At 45.3% G+C, this 16,349-nt stretch carries 12 protein-coding genes, 1 tRNA gene, 1 pseudogene and 1 CRISPR repeat array; of the genes and pseudogenes, 10 read left to right on the plus strand and 4 right to left on the minus strand.

Translation table 11 applies throughout. The features are described 5' to 3' along the window. Positions 1–128 precede the first annotated feature (128 nt). Positions 129–201 (plus strand) — tRNA-Arg (locus NDI44_RS22765). A 226-nt stretch (positions 202–427) separates the two neighbouring features. After that, positions 428–685: a CRISPR direct-repeat array (repeat unit 37 nt; unit sequence CTTTCAACCCACCCCTAGTTGGGATGGTCGTTGAAAC). A gap of 537 nt (positions 686–1,222) precedes the next feature. On the opposite strand, the gene cas12k is transcribed toward NDI44_RS22765, so the two are convergent. Beyond that, the gene (gene cas12k / locus NDI44_RS22770) at positions 1,223–3,073 is read right to left on the minus strand and encodes a type V CRISPR-associated protein Cas12k (RefSeq protein ID WP_190415918.1); all 1,851 of its coding nucleotides are present in this window, start codon (positions 3,071–3,073) and stop codon (positions 1,223–1,225) included. A 68-nt stretch (positions 3,074–3,141) separates the two neighbouring features. On the opposite strand from cas12k, the gene NDI44_RS22775 reads away from it, so the two are divergent. The 7 genes and pseudogenes from NDI44_RS22775 to NDI44_RS22805 form a co-directional block, all read left to right on the plus strand. Continuing rightward, positions 3,142–3,570 carry a MerR family transcriptional regulator gene (locus tag NDI44_RS22775; protein WP_190415919.1) on the plus strand — a complete coding sequence of 143 codons (429 nt, stop codon included), beginning with the start codon at positions 3,142–3,144 and terminating at the stop codon, positions 3,568–3,570. Positions 3,571–3,638: 68 nt separating this feature from the next. Next, positions 3,639–5,201 carry a class I SAM-dependent DNA methyltransferase gene (locus NDI44_RS22780; RefSeq protein WP_190415920.1) on the plus strand — a complete coding sequence of 521 codons (1,563 nt, stop codon included), beginning with the start codon at positions 3,639–3,641 and terminating at the stop codon, positions 5,199–5,201. 1 nt (position 5,202) lies between these two features. Continuing rightward, entirely contained in the window at positions 5,203–5,781 is a 579-nt protein-coding gene (locus NDI44_RS22785; protein ID WP_190415921.1) for a Uma2 family endonuclease, read from the plus strand. Between the two features lie 11 nt (positions 5,782–5,792). Beyond that, positions 5,793–6,371, plus strand: a complete 579-nt coding sequence (locus NDI44_RS22790) for a Uma2 family endonuclease (protein WP_190415922.1) — start codon at positions 5,793–5,795, stop codon at positions 6,369–6,371. Beyond that, positions 6,372–7,445 carry a hypothetical protein gene (locus NDI44_RS22795; protein WP_190415923.1) on the plus strand — a complete coding sequence of 358 codons (1,074 nt, stop codon included), beginning with the start codon at positions 6,372–6,374 and terminating at the stop codon, positions 7,443–7,445. After that, complete coding sequence (locus tag NDI44_RS22800; protein ID WP_190415924.1) at positions 7,438–8,763, plus strand: restriction endonuclease subunit S; 1,326 nt, start codon at positions 7,438–7,440, stop codon at positions 8,761–8,763. Before NDI44_RS22795 ends, NDI44_RS22800 begins: the two co-directional genes overlap by 8 nt. Beyond that, positions 8,756–9,245, plus strand: a pseudogene (locus NDI44_RS22805) (macro domain-containing protein); the annotation flags it as partial. The gene NDI44_RS22800 and the pseudogene NDI44_RS22805, both read left to right, overlap by 8 nt. A gap of 116 nt (positions 9,246–9,361) precedes the next feature. Here NDI44_RS22805 and NDI44_RS22810 read toward each other — a convergent pair. From NDI44_RS22810 to NDI44_RS22820, 3 genes are all read right to left on the minus strand, one after another. Then, positions 9,362–9,703: a hypothetical protein gene (locus tag NDI44_RS22810; RefSeq protein ID WP_190415925.1), complete on the minus strand. Its 342-nt coding sequence runs from the start codon at positions 9,701–9,703 to the stop codon at positions 9,362–9,364. 429 nt (positions 9,704–10,132) lie between these two features. Next, positions 10,133–10,924 carry a hypothetical protein gene (locus NDI44_RS22815; RefSeq protein WP_190415927.1) on the minus strand — a complete coding sequence of 264 codons (792 nt, stop codon included), beginning with the start codon at positions 10,922–10,924 and terminating at the stop codon, positions 10,133–10,135. Between the two features lie 2 nt (positions 10,925–10,926). After that, positions 10,927–11,778: an ATP-binding cassette domain-containing protein gene (locus NDI44_RS22820; RefSeq protein WP_348235320.1), complete on the minus strand. Its 852-nt coding sequence runs from the start codon at positions 11,776–11,778 to the stop codon at positions 10,927–10,929. 479 nt (positions 11,779–12,257) lie between these two features. Here NDI44_RS22820 and NDI44_RS22825 point away from each other — a divergent pair, with 479 nt between their 5' ends. Together NDI44_RS22825 and NDI44_RS22830 are read left to right on the plus strand one after the other, a co-directional pair. Beyond that, positions 12,258–15,425: an HsdR family type I site-specific deoxyribonuclease gene (locus tag NDI44_RS22825; RefSeq protein ID WP_190415929.1), complete on the plus strand. Its 3,168-nt coding sequence runs from the start codon at positions 12,258–12,260 to the stop codon at positions 15,423–15,425. Beyond that, the gene (locus NDI44_RS22830) at positions 15,422–16,141 is read left to right on the plus strand and encodes a SprT family zinc-dependent metalloprotease (protein ID WP_190415930.1); all 720 of its coding nucleotides are present in this window, start codon (positions 15,422–15,424) and stop codon (positions 16,139–16,141) included. Before NDI44_RS22825 ends, NDI44_RS22830 begins: the two co-directional genes overlap by 4 nt. Positions 16,142–16,349: the final 208 nt, after the last annotated feature.

A 16,349-nucleotide genomic window follows, 5' to 3' on the forward strand; every position in this document is an offset into this window, starting at 1 on the left:
CAGGTGCAAAGCGAATCATTTTCTCTGAGAGGCATCGCCCAACCGCTGACCAATTTACCGTAAAGTAACAGCATCTGGAATGCCCGAATTGCTAAATCCCAAAAAATGTTATACTATTCAAGTTATTAGGGCATGTAGCTCAGTGGATAGAGCATCAGATTCCGGTTCTGAGGGTCGGGGGTTCGAATCCCTCCATGCTCGTTGAAAGCTGTCGATTGACTAATTAAATGTCATCGTTGTCAAATTAATGTCGTTTTGTCAAGTTATTTGACCTCATTGAAGTTAGCTTGATTTGACTACTTGCTAATGATTTACCTAGCATATCTATGCTTTAGGCATTCTCTGCTATTTTTTAAGTTTAAAAACTTCTTTTTGAAGCAGAATCTGATGCTCTATCCTTTCAACCCCCTAAAAAATAGTTAACCAACTTTCAACCCACCCCTAGTTGGGATGGTCGTTGAAACGCGATCGCCTTTTCTCTGCGCGTTAGCTCACGTTCTTCCTTTCAACCCACCCCTAGTTGGGATGGTCGTTGAAACAAAAAAATCAGAGAAAGGAGGCTGTTAAATAATGGGCTTTCAACCCACCCCTAGTTGGGATGGTCGTTGAAACTGATGTCGGACTGCGTTGAATGTGGAATGCCTTATGCTTTCAACCCACCCCTAGTTGGGATGGTCGTTGAAACAGCGATCGCTACAACAGTTACCTGGAGGAGCTTTTAGAGGCGATTTTCGTAACCCTCTAAAATTTTCGCTTTATCTGTCCTGTATTTACAGGAGCAACCATCCCACAGAAATACTGGAATCAATATTCCATAAGGAATTCACAGTTTTCGTAAACCTCCCAGGAATTTTGCCCCCGCTTGGGTTCACGAAAAATAAAAAATTAGGGTGGGCCCCCTTGGTCAAGAGTAATCCCCTTGGTCAAGAGTAATTCAGTAGCCATCACTGTGGTAAACCCACATCCAGTTTGCATGGGAGCGCTCCTACCCCATAAGATTAAAGTCCCAGTGAACTTCAACTTACAAGTTAATCATTTCTACAGCCGGAACCATAGATATCAGCATCCTGGACGGACAGCTACTAGGGAATAGAAAGTACAACTGTCTTCCGACAGTCAAACAAACCCATAATTGTCTCCAGCTCAGAGGTTCAAACGAACATGACCTGTGGCGCATTTATAATTATATTCTATTGTCAAGGTACTGAGTCTAAATTAGGTTTCAAGATTTACGACGATTGCGATAAGCAGAAATTGCTACTTTTTTAGCTTTTTCTTGGGAACTTGCTCGGATGGGTTGTTGTCCTTCCTCAACAACAATACCTAATTTGCTGGCTTGGGCTTTGATATCGTTTATTAATCTTCCATAGCTCCACTGATGAACTTGAATTCGATAGCGCTTGAGGTATTCTTGTCTGTTTTCAATAATATCCGGAAATTTCTGCTCTGCTTGCGCTTGAATCTTACTCTCAAAAGACTCACGTATATCGCCCAACTTTGGTAACACAATACTACCTGCATGATAGGTTTGAGCAAATTTGACAATAGCTTTGGCTATTAAACGATCTATATATTCGCCTAATTGAGAATCTCCGAATTGATTGGAGCTTCCATCTCTTTGAGCTTTGTGGCATTGATGAGATTCCTTTTGTTTACGCTTGTGTCGTTTGTTTAAAAGCTCGTAATTATCTCCGAGTAATTGTTTGAAACTACGATAAGTAATTACTTTGTCTTTTGTCCCATCAACAACTGCTACTGTGGCAGGTTTATGTCGTTCTAATGCCACACCTATAAGAATATGAGACTGACCTTGATAGGGGGGTTGGCTGGGACGGGGAAAGGGGTTATTAAGTCGAGCTAGGGTTGATTGTTTGCGGCGGATAAAGGCTTGCTGTTTGTCATTGAGATCGCTTTTTTGCTCCATGTTGTTAAGGGTTTTGGCAATACCTTCCGCTTTTTCTTTGCAAACTTGCTCTGTGCCTTCAGCCGTCCAGAAACGGGTGTCTACGGTGCAGTAGAGGATGAGTTGATGAATTTTCCAAGGATCGTCTTTATTTGTATTTGTGCCTCCTTGCCAAGCAATCCTTCCTGAGCGCAGAGTAAAAAGACTACTAGAGTATTCATTCTTACTGCCTTTTCTGATTTTTTGATCTTCGTAAAAGCGTTCAAACCATTTAAGCTGGCGTTGGTCACAGTAGATTTGAAACGTATGTTTGCCTAAGCCATTAAATTTAACACTAAGGCGACCTTTATCGTTTTTTCTCCAAGTCAAATCTTCGCTAGTTTCATAACCGACTGGAAAGGGTATTAGCTTTGGTTCAGTTAGCAGTTTATTTTGCCAGGATTTAGCTTCTGACTCATCTGTGGGAGCAGTGGTAGATGCGATCGCTAATGTCTCTAGCCAGCTTTCCCCTGTTAAATCTCGACCTTTGGGTAGGCGACTTTCTAATTGCCGTTTTATTCGTTCAATCTGAATTTCAGTTTTGCGACGGCGTTTAGCAAATTCTTCTAAGTTTTCTTCAGATTTTTCAGGAACTTCATTACTATTTTTGAATAAGTAGCAGACGACGCAGCGAGTAAGGAGGTCGTCTGCGTCGTTGTATACTTTCCAAAGTTTGGTATAAATACTACCCTCTTCAGAGGATAGGGAGTTGAGGAGTTCGGCAGCATTGGTGCGAATTACCTCAACAGAAGTGTTACTTTCTGCGGTTAATTCTTCATCGCTTTTGAGCATTCCTAACCAACTAATTTTCCTACTCAGTTTTTGTGCTAGGCGTTGCTGAAGTTTAAACCAGGATTTATAGATGTATTCAACGACGGCAATTGCACTTGTATAGAACCGTGCAGGTTGATTAGTGAATCGAGGGTCAGCTTTGAGGGGTTGGCACAATTGTTTGACTATTCCAGCCGGAAGACTGCCCTTTTTTCGCCAAGTTTCAAACTTAGGATGTTGAGCCATTTGCGCCAGTAATTCGTTAATTAAGGGCGTGTTCAGGTCTGCCATCAATTTCCAGAGATGATGGCGAGTTGATTCGCTTGCAACCAAACGGCACTGAACGGTTATATGGCTCATACTCTTTGAACATTAGTGTTCAATAGACACACAAATGTATTATAACTGACCTCGGTAAAATCAGAGGTATGTCAGAAAGATTTTTTAGCAGTAAGGAAGCGGCTGAGATTACAGGCTGTAGTTTGCGCCAGTTGCAGTATTGGAGGGAAAGGGGAGTTGTTGTACCTCCGATTAGTGCCACTGGAACAGGACGGAGTATTTACTACTCTCGTTCTGAGTTGGCTGAGTTGGCAGTGATGGAATACTGGTTATCGGTAGGATTAAGTTTTGAGGTGGCAGCTAGGGCATTGCAGGCTTTGAAACATAAAGCACCGGATTTTTCCGCTCCAGGGGTGCCGAAGCGGTTTATGTTGGTCTGGAATAGAAAGGAGAAGGATTTTCGGTTGGAGGAGTTTGAAAGGGAAGAGGCGATTTCATCTATAGATAATGGTCAACCTGTAATTCCGGTATGGTTGGACGAGATTCATCAGCAATTGGCGGTTAGGTTGAACAGTTGAGCGCGATCGCGTTTATTGCGATAAAGCATCGCGTCACATAACATTTTGAGGAAAAGCAAATATTATCTATGGGCAAACTGACATTGCCACAACTTGAGCGTCACCTTTTTGCCGCTGCGGATATCCTGCGGGGGAAGATGGATGCTTCGGATTTCAAGGAGTACATCTTTGGGATGCTGTTCCTCAAACGCGCTTCGGATGTGTTCGAGCAGCGCTACGAGCAGATTGTGCAGGATAATCTGAAACGGGGACGCACACCGGAAGAGGCGAAGCAGAGGGCAGAAAACCCCATCAGTTACCGAGAGGCGTTTTTTGTACCAGAGAAGGCGCGGTGGGGGTATATTCGCGATGAGCTGCATCAAAATGTCGCGGATGGGCTGAATAAGGCTTTGGGCGCACTTGGAGATAGTAACCAAGCTCTGGCGGGTGTATTGACTCACATTGATTTCAATCGTCAGGCGGGGAGAAGTCGCATTCCTGATGTGAAGCTGCGGGAACTGATTAAGCACTTCAGCAGGTATCGGCTGCAAAATGAGGATTTTGTCTTTCCTGACTTGTTGGGGGCAGCTTATGAGTACTTGATTGCGGAATTTGCCGATTCTGCGGGGAAGAAGGGAGGCGAGTTTTATACGCCGCGTGAGGTGGTGCAGTTGATGGTGCGGCTGTTGAAACCCCAGGAGGGGATGTCGGTTTATGACCCTTGCTGTGGTTCTGGGGGAATGCTGATTCAGTCGAAGCAGTATGTGGAAGAGTGCGGCAGGAATGCCAGAAATCTGGCGCTGTACGGTCAGGATAATAATGGCGGGGTGTGGGCAATTTGCAAGATTAATATGCTCTTGCATGGGATTCGGGATGCGGATATTCACAATGACGATACGCTGTTCAATCCCTTGCATACTGAAGGCGGGGAATTGATGCGCTTTGACCGGGTAATTAGTAATCCGCCTTTTTCCCAAAACTATACCCTTGAAGGTATGCAGTTTACTGGGCGGTTTACGCATGGGTGGTGTCCAGAAACGGGGAAGAAGGCAGATTTGATGTTTGCCCAGCATATGCTGTCTGTTCTCAAGAGAGATGGGATGATGGCGACGGTAATGCCGCATGGGGTGCTGTTTCGTGGCGGTGAGGAAAAGAAGATTCGGGAGAGTTTTATTGAAAATGACCATCTGGAAGCGGTGATTGGGTTGCCGCCGAATTTGTTTTATGGGACGGGGATTCCTGCCTGTATTTTGGTGATGCGATCTGCTGCAAGCAGCGGCGCTTCGCTATCGCACGGGGCGAAACCTGTGGAACGTCAGGGTAAGGTGTTGTTTATTAATGCCGATGCTGAGTATTATGCGGGTCGCGCTCAGAATTATCTGCGACCGGAGCATATTGAAAAGATAGCTTTTGTGTTTGAACGGTTTGAGTCTTTCGCTGGTTATTCGGCAGTGGTGAGTAAGGAGAAATTGGCAGAGAATGATTACAACTGCAATATCCGCCGCTATGCCGATAATGCGCCGCCACCGGAACCCCAGGATGTGAGGGCGCATTTGTTGGGAGGGATTCCTAAAGCTGAGGTGGAGGCAAAAAGTCCTTTGTTAGAGGCGCATGGGTTTGACCCGACTAGGATTTTAGTGGAGCGCAATTAAGATGAACAGTTTAACCCTCAACATACCTTCTGTTCTCAAACTTACCGATGAGCAGTTTGAACAATTGGCTGCTGCGAATCGCGATTTGCGCTTGGAATTGACGGCTAAAGGGGAGTTAATTATTATGCCGCCTACAGGAGGAGAAACAGGCGATCGCAATTTTGAGTTAGACGGACAGCTTTGGTATTGGAACCGTCAAACTCGTTTGGGGAAAGCCTTTGATTCTTCTACGGGCTTTCGATTGCCCAAGGGGGGGACTCGTTCTCCAGATGTAGCGTGGGTATCAATGGATCGATGGGAAGCGTTAACGCCTGCCCAACGCAAGAAATTCCTGCCTTTGTGTCCCGATTTTGCCGTAGAACTGGTTTCGGAAACCGATGATGTGGAAGAAACGCGGTCAAAAATGCAGGAGTACGTTAATAATGGGCTGCGGTTGGGGTGGCTGATTAATCCCAGAACTCGGCAGGTAGAAATTTATCGCCCGAATCAAGCGGTTGAAGTTTTACAGTCTCCTACGACGTTATCAGGTGAGGATGTTTTACCTGGATTTGTATTAGATTTGCAACCTATTTTTGGATAGGCGGAATTCATATGAGTGCTTTAACTCTACAATTACCCCCAGTCCTCAAACTGACTGATGAGCAGTTTGAACAATTAGCTGCGGCTAACCAAGACTTGCAGCTAGAACTCACGACTAAGGGAGAATTAATTATTATGCCGCCCACGGGGGGAGAAACGGGAAACCGGAATTTTGAGGTTTACATTGACTTGGGTATTTGGAATCGTCAAACCCGTCTGGGAAAAGCCTTTGATTCTTCTACAGGGTTTCGGTTGCCTAAGGGTGGTACTCGTTCTCCTGATGCGTCTTGGGTGAGGATGGAACGATGGAATGCTCTTAGTGAGGAGCAACGCAAGAAATTCCTACCTTTGTGTCCCGATTTTGCTGTAGAACTGGTTTCGGAAACGGATGATGTGGAAGAAACCCGGTTAAAAATGCAGGAGTATGTCGATAATGGGCTACGGTTGGGTTGGTTGATTAATCCCAGAACTCGGCAAGTAGAAATTTATCGCCCTAATCGAGAAGTTGAGGTTTTACAATCTCCTTCGACTTTATCAGGTGAAGAGGTTTTACCTGGATTTGTATTAGATTTACAGCCTATTTTTGAATAGATGGATTATTTGGATTTTATCTCTGCAATTAGCGAGAGAGGGCAGATAAAAACCTTTGTCGAATCTGACACCGGAGTTCAAGCGACTGAAGCGAAGCTCTACGGCGTCTTTTCGGCTTGGTGGCAGTTGCACGCGCCAGGGTTGGGGGAGTTGCCGAAGACGAAGAAGGTGATGGAACTGAGGGCGGAGTTTTTGAGTTCGTTTGTCGATAGCCTCCAACCTGTGGGTTTACTTGACCGCTTTAAGGTTGCGGGTGTGGTGGCGAGTTGGTGGGATGAGGTGAAGTATGAACTCAGAACGCTATCGGAATCGGATTTTGGCGGGTTGGTGGATAGTTGGGTGGATACGATTCGGGATGCTCTAGAGCAGGATGATGAGACGCAGAAGAATCAGACGAAATTCGACCCGCTCAATCATAAGCTGGTGGTGCGGTTGATGCCGGACTATCTGGAGGAGATTGCTGATGCTGAGGCGAGAATTGCTGAGTTAGAGCAGCTTAAGGTTGCGTTTGAACGGGGGGAAGAGGCGGAGGCTGAAGAAGGAGAAGCAACTGAGGAGGAGTCGGAGGCGGTTAATTTTGCTAAGGAGTTGGAGACAAGGCTCAAGACTCTGAAAGGTTCGATTAAAGAGCCGAAGAAGGAAATTAAGGATTTAAGGAAGAATTCGCCGTTGTTGAATGCGGCTAAAATCGCAGAACTTGAGGCGATGGTTGAGCCGATGGAAGCGGAAATTGCCCAGATTGAGAAACAACTGGAACCCTATAAGGAAATTAAAAAGCAACTGGCTCAAGCGAAGGGGATGCTGAGGACGCTCAAGAATGAATTGGTGAAGCGTTTGGAGGCTAAACGTGCGGCGTTGACGGATGAGGAGTGTCAGGGGTTGGTGTTGGCGATTTTCAAGGATGGGTTAACGGCTGAATTGGAGCGATATGTCTCGGCTCACCGTCAGCAGGTAATTGTGGCAGTAGAGAATTGGTGGGATAAATATCGGGTGACGTTGCAGGATATTGAAGCTCAACGGGATGCGGCGCGTCAGCAGTTGAGTGAGTTTTTGAGTGGGTTGGGGTATGCGTGAGACTCTGGTTAAGACTGAGGAGTTTAAGGATTCGGCAGTAGGGAGAATTCCGAAGGATTGGGACGTTCGTCCTTTGAGAGATTTAACAGACTCACCAGATTCAATTACTTATGGTGTTTTGAAACCAGGGGAGTACATTCCTGATGGTATTCCGCTTCTCCAAATCCAGGATGTAATTCATGGGAACATTGAACCTTCCAAACTACACCGAATCAGTAAGAAACTTGATGCCCAATATGCCAGAACACGCCTTTATGGTGGTGAAATCGTCATGTCTTTGGTGGGTACTATCGGTAAAATCGCCCAAATTCCTGGCTCAATGGCGGGTGCTAACTTGCATCGTAATCTAGCGCGGATTCCAATTTCTCGCGGAAATTCATCACGGTTTGTTTTTCACTATCTACAATCACAGACAGTTCAAGAGGCGATCGCAGCAACTACCTTCGGAAGTACCCAATCCCTATTGAACTTAACTGATCTACGGGAACTTTTAGTTGCAGTACCTCCACCACAGGAACAACAAACGATTGCAAATATCATCGACACGATGGATGAGGCGATCGCACACACTTCCTCCCTCATCGCCAAGCTCAAGCAGATGAAGGCTGGACTGCTGCACGACTTGCTGACACGGGGGTTAGATGAGAATGGGGAATTGAGGGATGCGATCGCGTACCCCGAACAGTTCAAAGACTCACCACTGGGACGAATCCCGAAAGATTGGGAGACTGGCGTACTTGGTGATGTTGTTGACCCAAATCGCCCCATCGTATACGGAATTCTGATGCCAGGATACGGCTACCCAGGTGGCATTCCTGTTGTGAAGGTGAAAGACATCATTAACGGTAAAATTCAAACTTCTGATCTACTTTTGACAAGTCCTGAAATTGACAATAATTACCGTCGTTCTCGGCTTGAACCTGGAGATTTGCTTTTTACAATTCGAGGCACTGTTGGAAGAATGGCATTTGTTCCAGAGCATCTTCGAGGAGCAAACATAACACAAGATACAGCGCGTTTAGCAATTACAAATGCCAATCCACGTTTTGTTCGGCAATATCTGGAAATGCCTAAGCCGCAAGCTTTTATCGAACTCCATACAATTGGTCAAGCTGTTAGAGGTATCAACCTTCGAGATGTTCGCCTTATTCCTTTAGTAGTTCCACCTACATCTGAACAGCTCAAGATTATTGATATATGTGATACCTATGACAACCGTATCCGTGCAGAAGAAGCCTACCGCGATAAGCTCAAACTCCAGAAACAAGGACTGATGCACGACTTGTTAACCGGAAAAGTGCGTCTCAAAAATGCTTGAATTTAAGCAAGGCAACCTATTGGAAGAAGATGCTGAAGCCCTAATAAATGCCGTCAATTGCGTCGGCGTGATGGGTAAGGGTATCGCCTTGCTGTTTAAACAGGCATTTCCTGAAAACTTTCAGCAGTATAAAAAGGCTTGCGATGCAAAGGAAGTGCAGCCTGGGCGAATGTTTACCGTTCCCACTGGGAAATTATTCAATCCCAAATACATTATCAATTTTCCCACCAAACCCCACTGGAGAGAAAAGTCAAAAATCGAAGATATTCAGACTGGATTAAAAACGCTTGTGGCAGAAGTTCAGCAGTTAGGTATTAGTTCTATTGCTATCCCTGCTTTAGGATGCGGGAACGGTGGGTTAGATTGGTTAGAAGTCAAGCCACTGATTGAATTAGCGTTTGCCGAACTGCCAGAGGTAAAGGCGATCGTATTTGAAGCCGATAGGTGCGCCTGAAGTAGATAAGATTTAGGTTGCCATCACTTAATCAAACATAACCCGTTCCCTACTGATTCACTTGCTGGAACTGTATATAGAGGAAGCTCTGTACAGTGTTGTAACGGTAGAGTTGAGCAGCAGCAAATAACCTTTACATCTACACTAGAGGCTCTCGTCTTCCCGCTCCAATGAACTATTAGCCTGCGGTTTGGTCTGAGATTTCTCAATACTGGGAGAAGGCTCTCCAAACTCCATGCGTGAAGAGAGAAAGAAGCCTGCAACTCCTATCACGAAAGTTGCCATAGAAACACTCATAATTATCTGAGCATCTTCCCTACTTATAATGTTGGACGGCTGCACAATTTCAACTCCACGAATTCCGCTTTCTACATTCTGAGGAACTGTTGCTGCTTCAACACGAGCCAGCTTAATACTGCCATACAGTAAGAAGACAAGGCTAAGAATAGCAACAATTATACTGACAACCTGAATTACCTTCTTCATACCAGTTACCTTCCTCAAGCTCTGCCTTCAAGTATTTGGTTCACTAATCCTCTCAAATCGGGCGCAAGCTGCCATATTGAAGATTCCGAATCTCTAACCATTCTCGGTTTGTTAATCTCGAATCCTCTACGCTGACCAGCAGGATCTATAGTTGTAAACCTCATCTTTGTAGAGTAAGTTCCTTGAAGTGGATTCCCCGGATCAGGAATTACATAACCAGGAGAATCACCATGAAATAATTTCTCTACCAAATTGTCAACGACCTGCTCAATAAACTGTCCTGTTGCTGTATAGACTAGATTAGCTCCAATCTGCAAAGCTACCTCCCAGATAGTCACCGGGACAGCACATGAAACCAACATAGGTATGAACAAAAGAATTACCCACCAACGCTGTGAACTTCTTCTTTGATTTATTACCTGCATTATTTTAGCCCTCAGTAGTAACTTTTACATGGGAAAATTTAAACTTATAAACAGTGTGTAGACAGAGAAAAAATAGTCCTATTAAAGCCGCTATTCCAAAATGTAGAAAAGTATTTTGCAAACCTCTATTGAAAGGAATCGCATAAGGAAAAAATTTCATATAATTTGTGCCTGATATTCTATTTATTCCTAAATATATTGGCGTTAGTATCACCGGAGTGAGCAGAGCTACAATCGAAATTGAATTCTGCTCTGATTCTCCGACTGCAATAACCGAGTTCAGACCAACAACAATACCTCCAGAGAGAAGAACATGACCTACTAAACCTTCAATATTTACAAACAATTCACTAGATGGTATTTGATGAAATAAAGAGCATATTAATGCCCATACTGTTCCAAGAGCGCCTAGGAAAAATGCCCAACTTCCTACCCAGCAGACTCTAGCTATAGCAACCTCATAGGGTGAGCATGGAACAAGACGAAGCCAAAGCATCTCTTTTACTGAGAAACTTTCACTGAGTTGTCTCAATAACCTTGGCAAATATAAAATAGCTATAATAATCCAAGCCCATGAGAAGAATTCATTCAGAAGAGTAAGTAAAGATTCTTGCCTAGAGTGACCATATAGTTCTAATGGAAAACCAAAAAATGTCACACAACTTCTAGCGTAATCCCATTTAACTGGAAATGTACTCACTAGAGTTCCTACTAAAAATATTGTCAAAAGAGCAATGTATTGAGATGTCTTCCTAAGGTAGTGCTTTCCTAATATTTTTATAATTTGAAAGTTCATGATTAATCGTTTCCCTCCCCCATGCGTCTACCCTTGACTTCAAACTTGGAAATCATTGGGTTAGTGTAAATATTTGCGGCAATTTCTAACCAGCCTTTAGATGTGAGATTATGATAACTTCCACAAACGCTTATCTGTGGTTGGGTTTCAATATTACAGTTAAAGCTTTTCTGGCTAGGAGCTTTCAGTTTTCCTTCAATTAGCTCATAAACTGTGTCAGTTAATCTAGCCACCTCATGGTGTTGATGAGAAATCCATAGTATACCAAGTTCTGATTTTGTAGAAATGTCTTCAATTTTTTCGATAATAAACTGTTTGGATTTTTCATCTAAACCATCAGTTGCCTCATCTGCAATAAGCAATTTCGGTCGCTTTGCCAGTGCAAGAAATATCATTAATTTCTTACGCTCTCCATTCGACAAATGCTTAACATCTTTCTTAAGAAATCTATCAAAGCCCAAACCCTCTTGAATATCAGAATAGCTCTCTCTCTCTATTCTGCATATTGCCTTGAAGCTATTGAGTAATTCTCTAACTGAAACATCTGTTGGCAAGCCTGTGTATCCTGGGCTAAGAGAGGGATCACCTATGTACCCTAGCTGTGAATAATGATTACCCCACAAAACTTTTCTGCCAAATAAATTGACTGTTCCTCTGGGAATATATAATCCGAGAATCATTTTAACTAGAGTAGATTTCCCTGAACCGTTATCTCCAATAATTCCAATCTTGTTCCCAGAATGTAAAACTAATTCTTCAATACTCAAAAGTGGTTTTTCTTCAGGATTTTTGGCACTTTTTGTATAGCTAAATACAATATCTTTCAGTTCTAATAAAGGTTGCCCTATATGCATATCTGTTATTGCCAAAACTGTGACTGGATGAAAATCGATAATTTTTAAAAAACCGATCTAATTAATAACTTGAGATACTTCAACCTTGAATAATGGTAGATAACTGCCAAGTGCTACTCTCACCAATAACTGGAGCAACCTGACTATTAATTGTCAGACTTCGTCTGTATAAGATTCCTTCACAGAAATGGTCGAAATCAGTAGTACATAGTCCTCAGTGTCAAAGAAGATAAATAGAATTACCACCAAGAAATTACGGAATTATTCTCAAGCGGAATCAAAAACCCCGTAATTACCCGGAAAAATGGTTCATCTCAATCTGCTGGCTGGAGCTGTTCGAGATTCAGAGGTCATCGGTTGACTTTGCTATAAAAGCAGTTGGGGCAAGCTGCCAAAAGTGCGTGAAGTGAAATCCCAAATGAATTGCTTTCCGGTTACATTGCCATCAGCCCCTAAGCCTCTCCTCAAGAACTCAAGCAATGCCCCAACAAACGCCAGAGTATATCTATGTCGAAAAGCCAACCATCGACCAGCTCAAGAGCATGGATTGGCAGTACATCGAAGGCAGTTGGGACGACCCCCAAGTTACCGAACGGGAGAATTTCAAGCAAGTCCTGCTCACAGAACGCCTAAAAGCCGCCATCAAACACATCAACCTCGATGACAACGGCAACCCTTGGCTTGATGATACCCAAGTGAATGCCGCCGTGAGTCAGCTAGAACGTCTGACATCACAAAGACTGATGGAAGCCAATCAAGCTGCTACAGAATTACTCCTCAAAGGCACCACTGTTCTAGGGCAAGACGGCAAACAGCACACCGTCCACTTCATCGACTTCGAGCATCCCGAAAATAACGACTTCCTAGCCATCAATCAATACCGAGTAGACCCCCCTTGGGCAACAGGCAACCGGGGGTTTATCGTCCCGGACATCGTGCTACTCGTCAACGGCATCCCCCTCGTCGTCATCGAGTGCAAAAGCCCTAAACTGGATAACCCCATCACCGAAGCTATACGCGATTTGTTGCAATATTCCAATCAACGGGGAAGCAGCCAACCCGAAGGCGCAGAAAAGCTATTTCACTACAACCAGTTAATGATAGCCGCCTCTGCGGGACGGGCAGCAGCAGGAACCATCGGCGCGAACTACGAGCATTATGTCGAGTGGAAAGACACCACTCCCCGCCCCAAAGCCGAAATTGCCGCAGAACTCGGCGTTACCGAACTCAACTCCCGCCAAATGCTCATTGCCGGGATGCTGCACCCTGCCAACCTCCTCGACATCCTGCGAAACTTCACCCTATTCAAAACCAGCGGCGGACGCACCATCAAACTCGTCCCCCGTTACCAACAATATCGGGCAGTCCACGAAGCCATCGGGCGACTCCTGCACAACCCAACCCGCACTCAACACGGCACCGATGACCAACGCGGTGGTATCATCTGGCATACCCAAGGCTCTGGTAAAAGCCTGACAATGGTGTACTTGATACGGAAAATCCGCACCATCCCCGCCTTGCGCCGCTTCAAGATGGTCATCGTTACCGATCGCACCGACTTAGAAAAGCAACTCTCCGATACAGCCGTCCTGATAGGCGAACCCTTACAAAGAGCGAAAAAAGTCAAAAAGCTAGAAGACTACCTCAAACAACCCGGTGCTGGCTTAGTCTTCGGCATGATTCAGAAATTCAAAGGCGGCGAGGATTCCGAGGAAAAAGAACAGATTGAGGCGATGAAGAAAAAGCCCAACCCCTCCGAAGATATCTTAGTCCTGATTGACGAAGCCCACCGTTCCCACGCCAACACCCTCCACACCAACCTCCTAAAAGCCATACCTAACTGCGTCCGCATTGGCTTCACTGGCACTCCCATCGAAACCAGCGCCAAAACAAACACCCGGCGCATCTTTGGTTCCTTCATCGACCAGTACAACATCCGCCAATCCCAAGCAGACGGCGTTACCCTGCCCATCCTCTACGAAGGTTTAGAAGCTAGAGGTACTGTCACCTCTGGCGATGACCTCGACCAACTGTTTGAAATCATCTTTCAGGATAAAACCCCAGAAGAACGGGCGCAAATAAAAGCCAAATACGCCACCAAAACCCAAGTCTCGGAAGCACGGGAACTGATTAAAGCCAAAGCCCGGAATATGCTGCGCCACTATATCGAGCGTATCCTACCTGGAGGCTTCAAAGCTCAAGTCGCCGCCTCTACCCGTCTCGCCGCCGTGCGTTACCAGGAGGCATTTGTCGAAGCGCAACACGCGCTGGTGCAACAACTCCAATCTCGCGCCGCCATCTTAGCAAGTCTAAACCCCGGAACTTTAGAATCTCTAGATGCAGAAACTCGTTTTCTCGCCTTAGCCTTCCCGCACCTAGAAACCATCCGCCGCTTAGAATTTGCCACCGTCATCTCCTCTGACAAAAACGACGACCCAAGCTGGAAAAAGTGGACGGAAAAGAGTCAACAAGAGAAAAATATCGAAAAATTTAAACAGCCATTAGACCAAGATGGTTTGGCAATTTTAATTATTAAAAGTATGCTCCTGACGGGATTTGATGCCCCAATGGAGCAAGTTTTATACTTAGACCGAGGGATGAAAGAATATGAATTGCTGCAAGCGATCGCTCGTGTTAACCGCGTCTATGACGATACCAAAAAATATGGGCTAGTCGTCGATTACTACGGCGTTGATATCGCGGCTGCCCTCTCGGTTTACAATAATGTCGATGTCGAAAATGCTTGGTTTGATATTCGCCAAGAATTGCCCAAACTGCGCGACAAACACCAGCGAGTGATTGCCTTATTCACCGAAAACGGCTGCACGATTGATGACGTAGAAAGCTGTGTAGACTTACTCCGAGACGAACACCTGCGAGTCGAATTCAACGACACCCTCAAAGACTTCCTCGACACCCTCGACACCATTCTCCCCCGCCCGGAAGCCTTGCCCTATGTCAAAGATGCCAAGAAACTCGGCTTAATTAAAAAATCCGTTGCTGACCTTTACCGAGATGAAAAACTCAACCTTGTCAGCGCCAAAGAGAAAGTCCGGGCATTAATTGACCAATACATTGAATCTCAAGGAATTGACCCGAAAGTACCGCCGATTGATATCCTGTCGTTGGACTTCAAAACCCACGTCCAGCGCCATCGCTCAATTAAAGCACAAGCCGCAGAAATGGAATTTGCTGCCCGTCACCACATCAGCATCCACTATGATGAAGACCCCGTTTATTACAAAAACCTGAGTGAAAGACTGATAGAAATCCTCGACTCTCTTGCCGACAACTGGGACGAAAAAGTTGAGGCGTTACGCCAGTATATCGAACAAATTCAGGCAGGTCGCCCCACCAATGAAACGGGACTCGACCCGAAAACTCAGCTTCCCTTCCTCAACATTTTGGGCGAACATTCACAGATAGAACTGCCTAAACTCGCCCAAGCTACCGTAGAAATTGTCAACCACATCCGCCAAGAAGTGCGGCGGGTGAATTGGGCAAGTCCCATTGTTCAAGAAGACTTGAGTCGGTGGATAGCCGACTACATGGATACTAACGATTTAGTAGACTACGACCAACTCGAAGAAGTCGCCGATAAACTGGTGCAACTTGCCCGCAAGAATCGTGATACTTTGATGGCATGACCACGATTACCTTTGGCGAACTCAGTTTTGAACTGCGCCACAGTGCCAAACGTCGCACCATCGGCATCACCGTCGAACGGGACGGTCAATTAATCCTGGCATCTCCTCCAGAAGTGCCGATGGAAACGCTGGAGAAGGTGGTTCACGACAAACGCCTCTGGATTTACAGCAAACTCCTCAAGAAAGAATCCCTCAATCCCCCCACTGCTGTCAAACAATATGTTTCAGGAGAAGGGTTTTATTACCTAGGACGCAGCTATCGCCTCAAGCTAGTGGATGATGTGAAGGGAAAGCCACCGCTGAGATTGTACCAAGGCCGGTTTGAATTGCAGCGCGAAGTACAGGCACGGGGGAGAGAAGAGTTTATTCGATGGTATTGTGATCGCCTTCGCGCCATTTTAGACGCACAAATTGCTAGGCTTGTCAATCGTGTTGGAGCTTCCCCCCGTTCGGTGCAGGTACGCGAGTTAGGATACCGTTGGGGTTCATGCGGACACAAGGGAGATTTGTATTTTCATTGGCGAGTGGCGATGCTGCCGCGAACCATGATTGAGTATGTGGTGGTTCACGAGTTGGTGCATCTGATTGAACCGCACCATACTACTGCGTTCTGGGATAGGGTGGAGCGAGTTATGAGTGATTGGTGCGATCGTAAGCAGTGGTTAGCTGAAAATGGGGCAAGTTATAACAAGACTTTTGTGAGTGTATCTAATTAGAACAAAACAATCTTGAAAGTCTCCGGATCAGCGTTATTGGGTGTTGAATTATCCCAGTAGAAAAACCAATCTCAGAGGATGTCTGAAAAGTCTCTGATGCTACCTTCTGGGCATTTAGCCTCAACGAAGAATAAGGTTTGCAGCTCTCGTAGCATCTTCTCATTTGTTAGTTAGAGGTACTCAAAGCTACTTCTCAGACATCCTCTCA

Source organism: Trichocoleus sp. DQ-A3, assembly GCF_039961975.1.
Taxonomy (GTDB): Bacteria; Cyanobacteriota; Cyanobacteriia; order Cyanobacteriales; family FACHB-T130; genus FACHB-T130.

What these genes read in the sequence shown, in the direction of transcription:
- NDI44_RS22820 (WP_348235320.1), bottom strand. Translation starts at nt 11,778, where the DNA reads ATGCATATAGGGCAACCTTTATTAGAACTGAAAGATATTGTATTTAGC.
- NDI44_RS22790 (WP_190415922.1), top strand. Translation starts at nt 5,793, where the DNA reads ATGAGTGCTTTAACTCTACAATTACCCCCAGTCCTCAAACTGACTGAT.
- NDI44_RS22825 (WP_190415929.1), top strand. Translation starts at nt 12,258, where the DNA reads ATGCCCCAACAAACGCCAGAGTATATCTATGTCGAAAAGCCAACCATC.
- NDI44_RS22795 (WP_190415923.1), top strand. Translation starts at nt 6,372, where the DNA reads ATGGATTATTTGGATTTTATCTCTGCAATTAGCGAGAGAGGGCAGATA.
- NDI44_RS22810 (WP_190415925.1), bottom strand. Translation starts at nt 9,703, where the DNA reads ATGAAGAAGGTAATTCAGGTTGTCAGTATAATTGTTGCTATTCTTAGC.
- NDI44_RS22830 (WP_190415930.1), top strand. Translation starts at nt 15,422, where the DNA reads ATGACCACGATTACCTTTGGCGAACTCAGTTTTGAACTGCGCCACAGT.
- NDI44_RS22815 (WP_190415927.1), bottom strand. Translation starts at nt 10,924, where the DNA reads ATGAACTTTCAAATTATAAAAATATTAGGAAAGCACTACCTTAGGAAG.
- NDI44_RS22775 (WP_190415919.1), top strand. Translation starts at nt 3,142, where the DNA reads ATGTCAGAAAGATTTTTTAGCAGTAAGGAAGCGGCTGAGATTACAGGC.
- cas12k (WP_190415918.1), bottom strand. Translation starts at nt 3,073, where the DNA reads ATGAGCCATATAACCGTTCAGTGCCGTTTGGTTGCAAGCGAATCAACT.
- NDI44_RS22780 (WP_190415920.1), top strand. Translation starts at nt 3,639, where the DNA reads ATGGGCAAACTGACATTGCCACAACTTGAGCGTCACCTTTTTGCCGCT.
- NDI44_RS22800 (WP_190415924.1), top strand. Translation starts at nt 7,438, where the DNA reads ATGCGTGAGACTCTGGTTAAGACTGAGGAGTTTAAGGATTCGGCAGTA.
- NDI44_RS22785 (WP_190415921.1), top strand. Translation starts at nt 5,203, where the DNA reads ATGAACAGTTTAACCCTCAACATACCTTCTGTTCTCAAACTTACCGAT.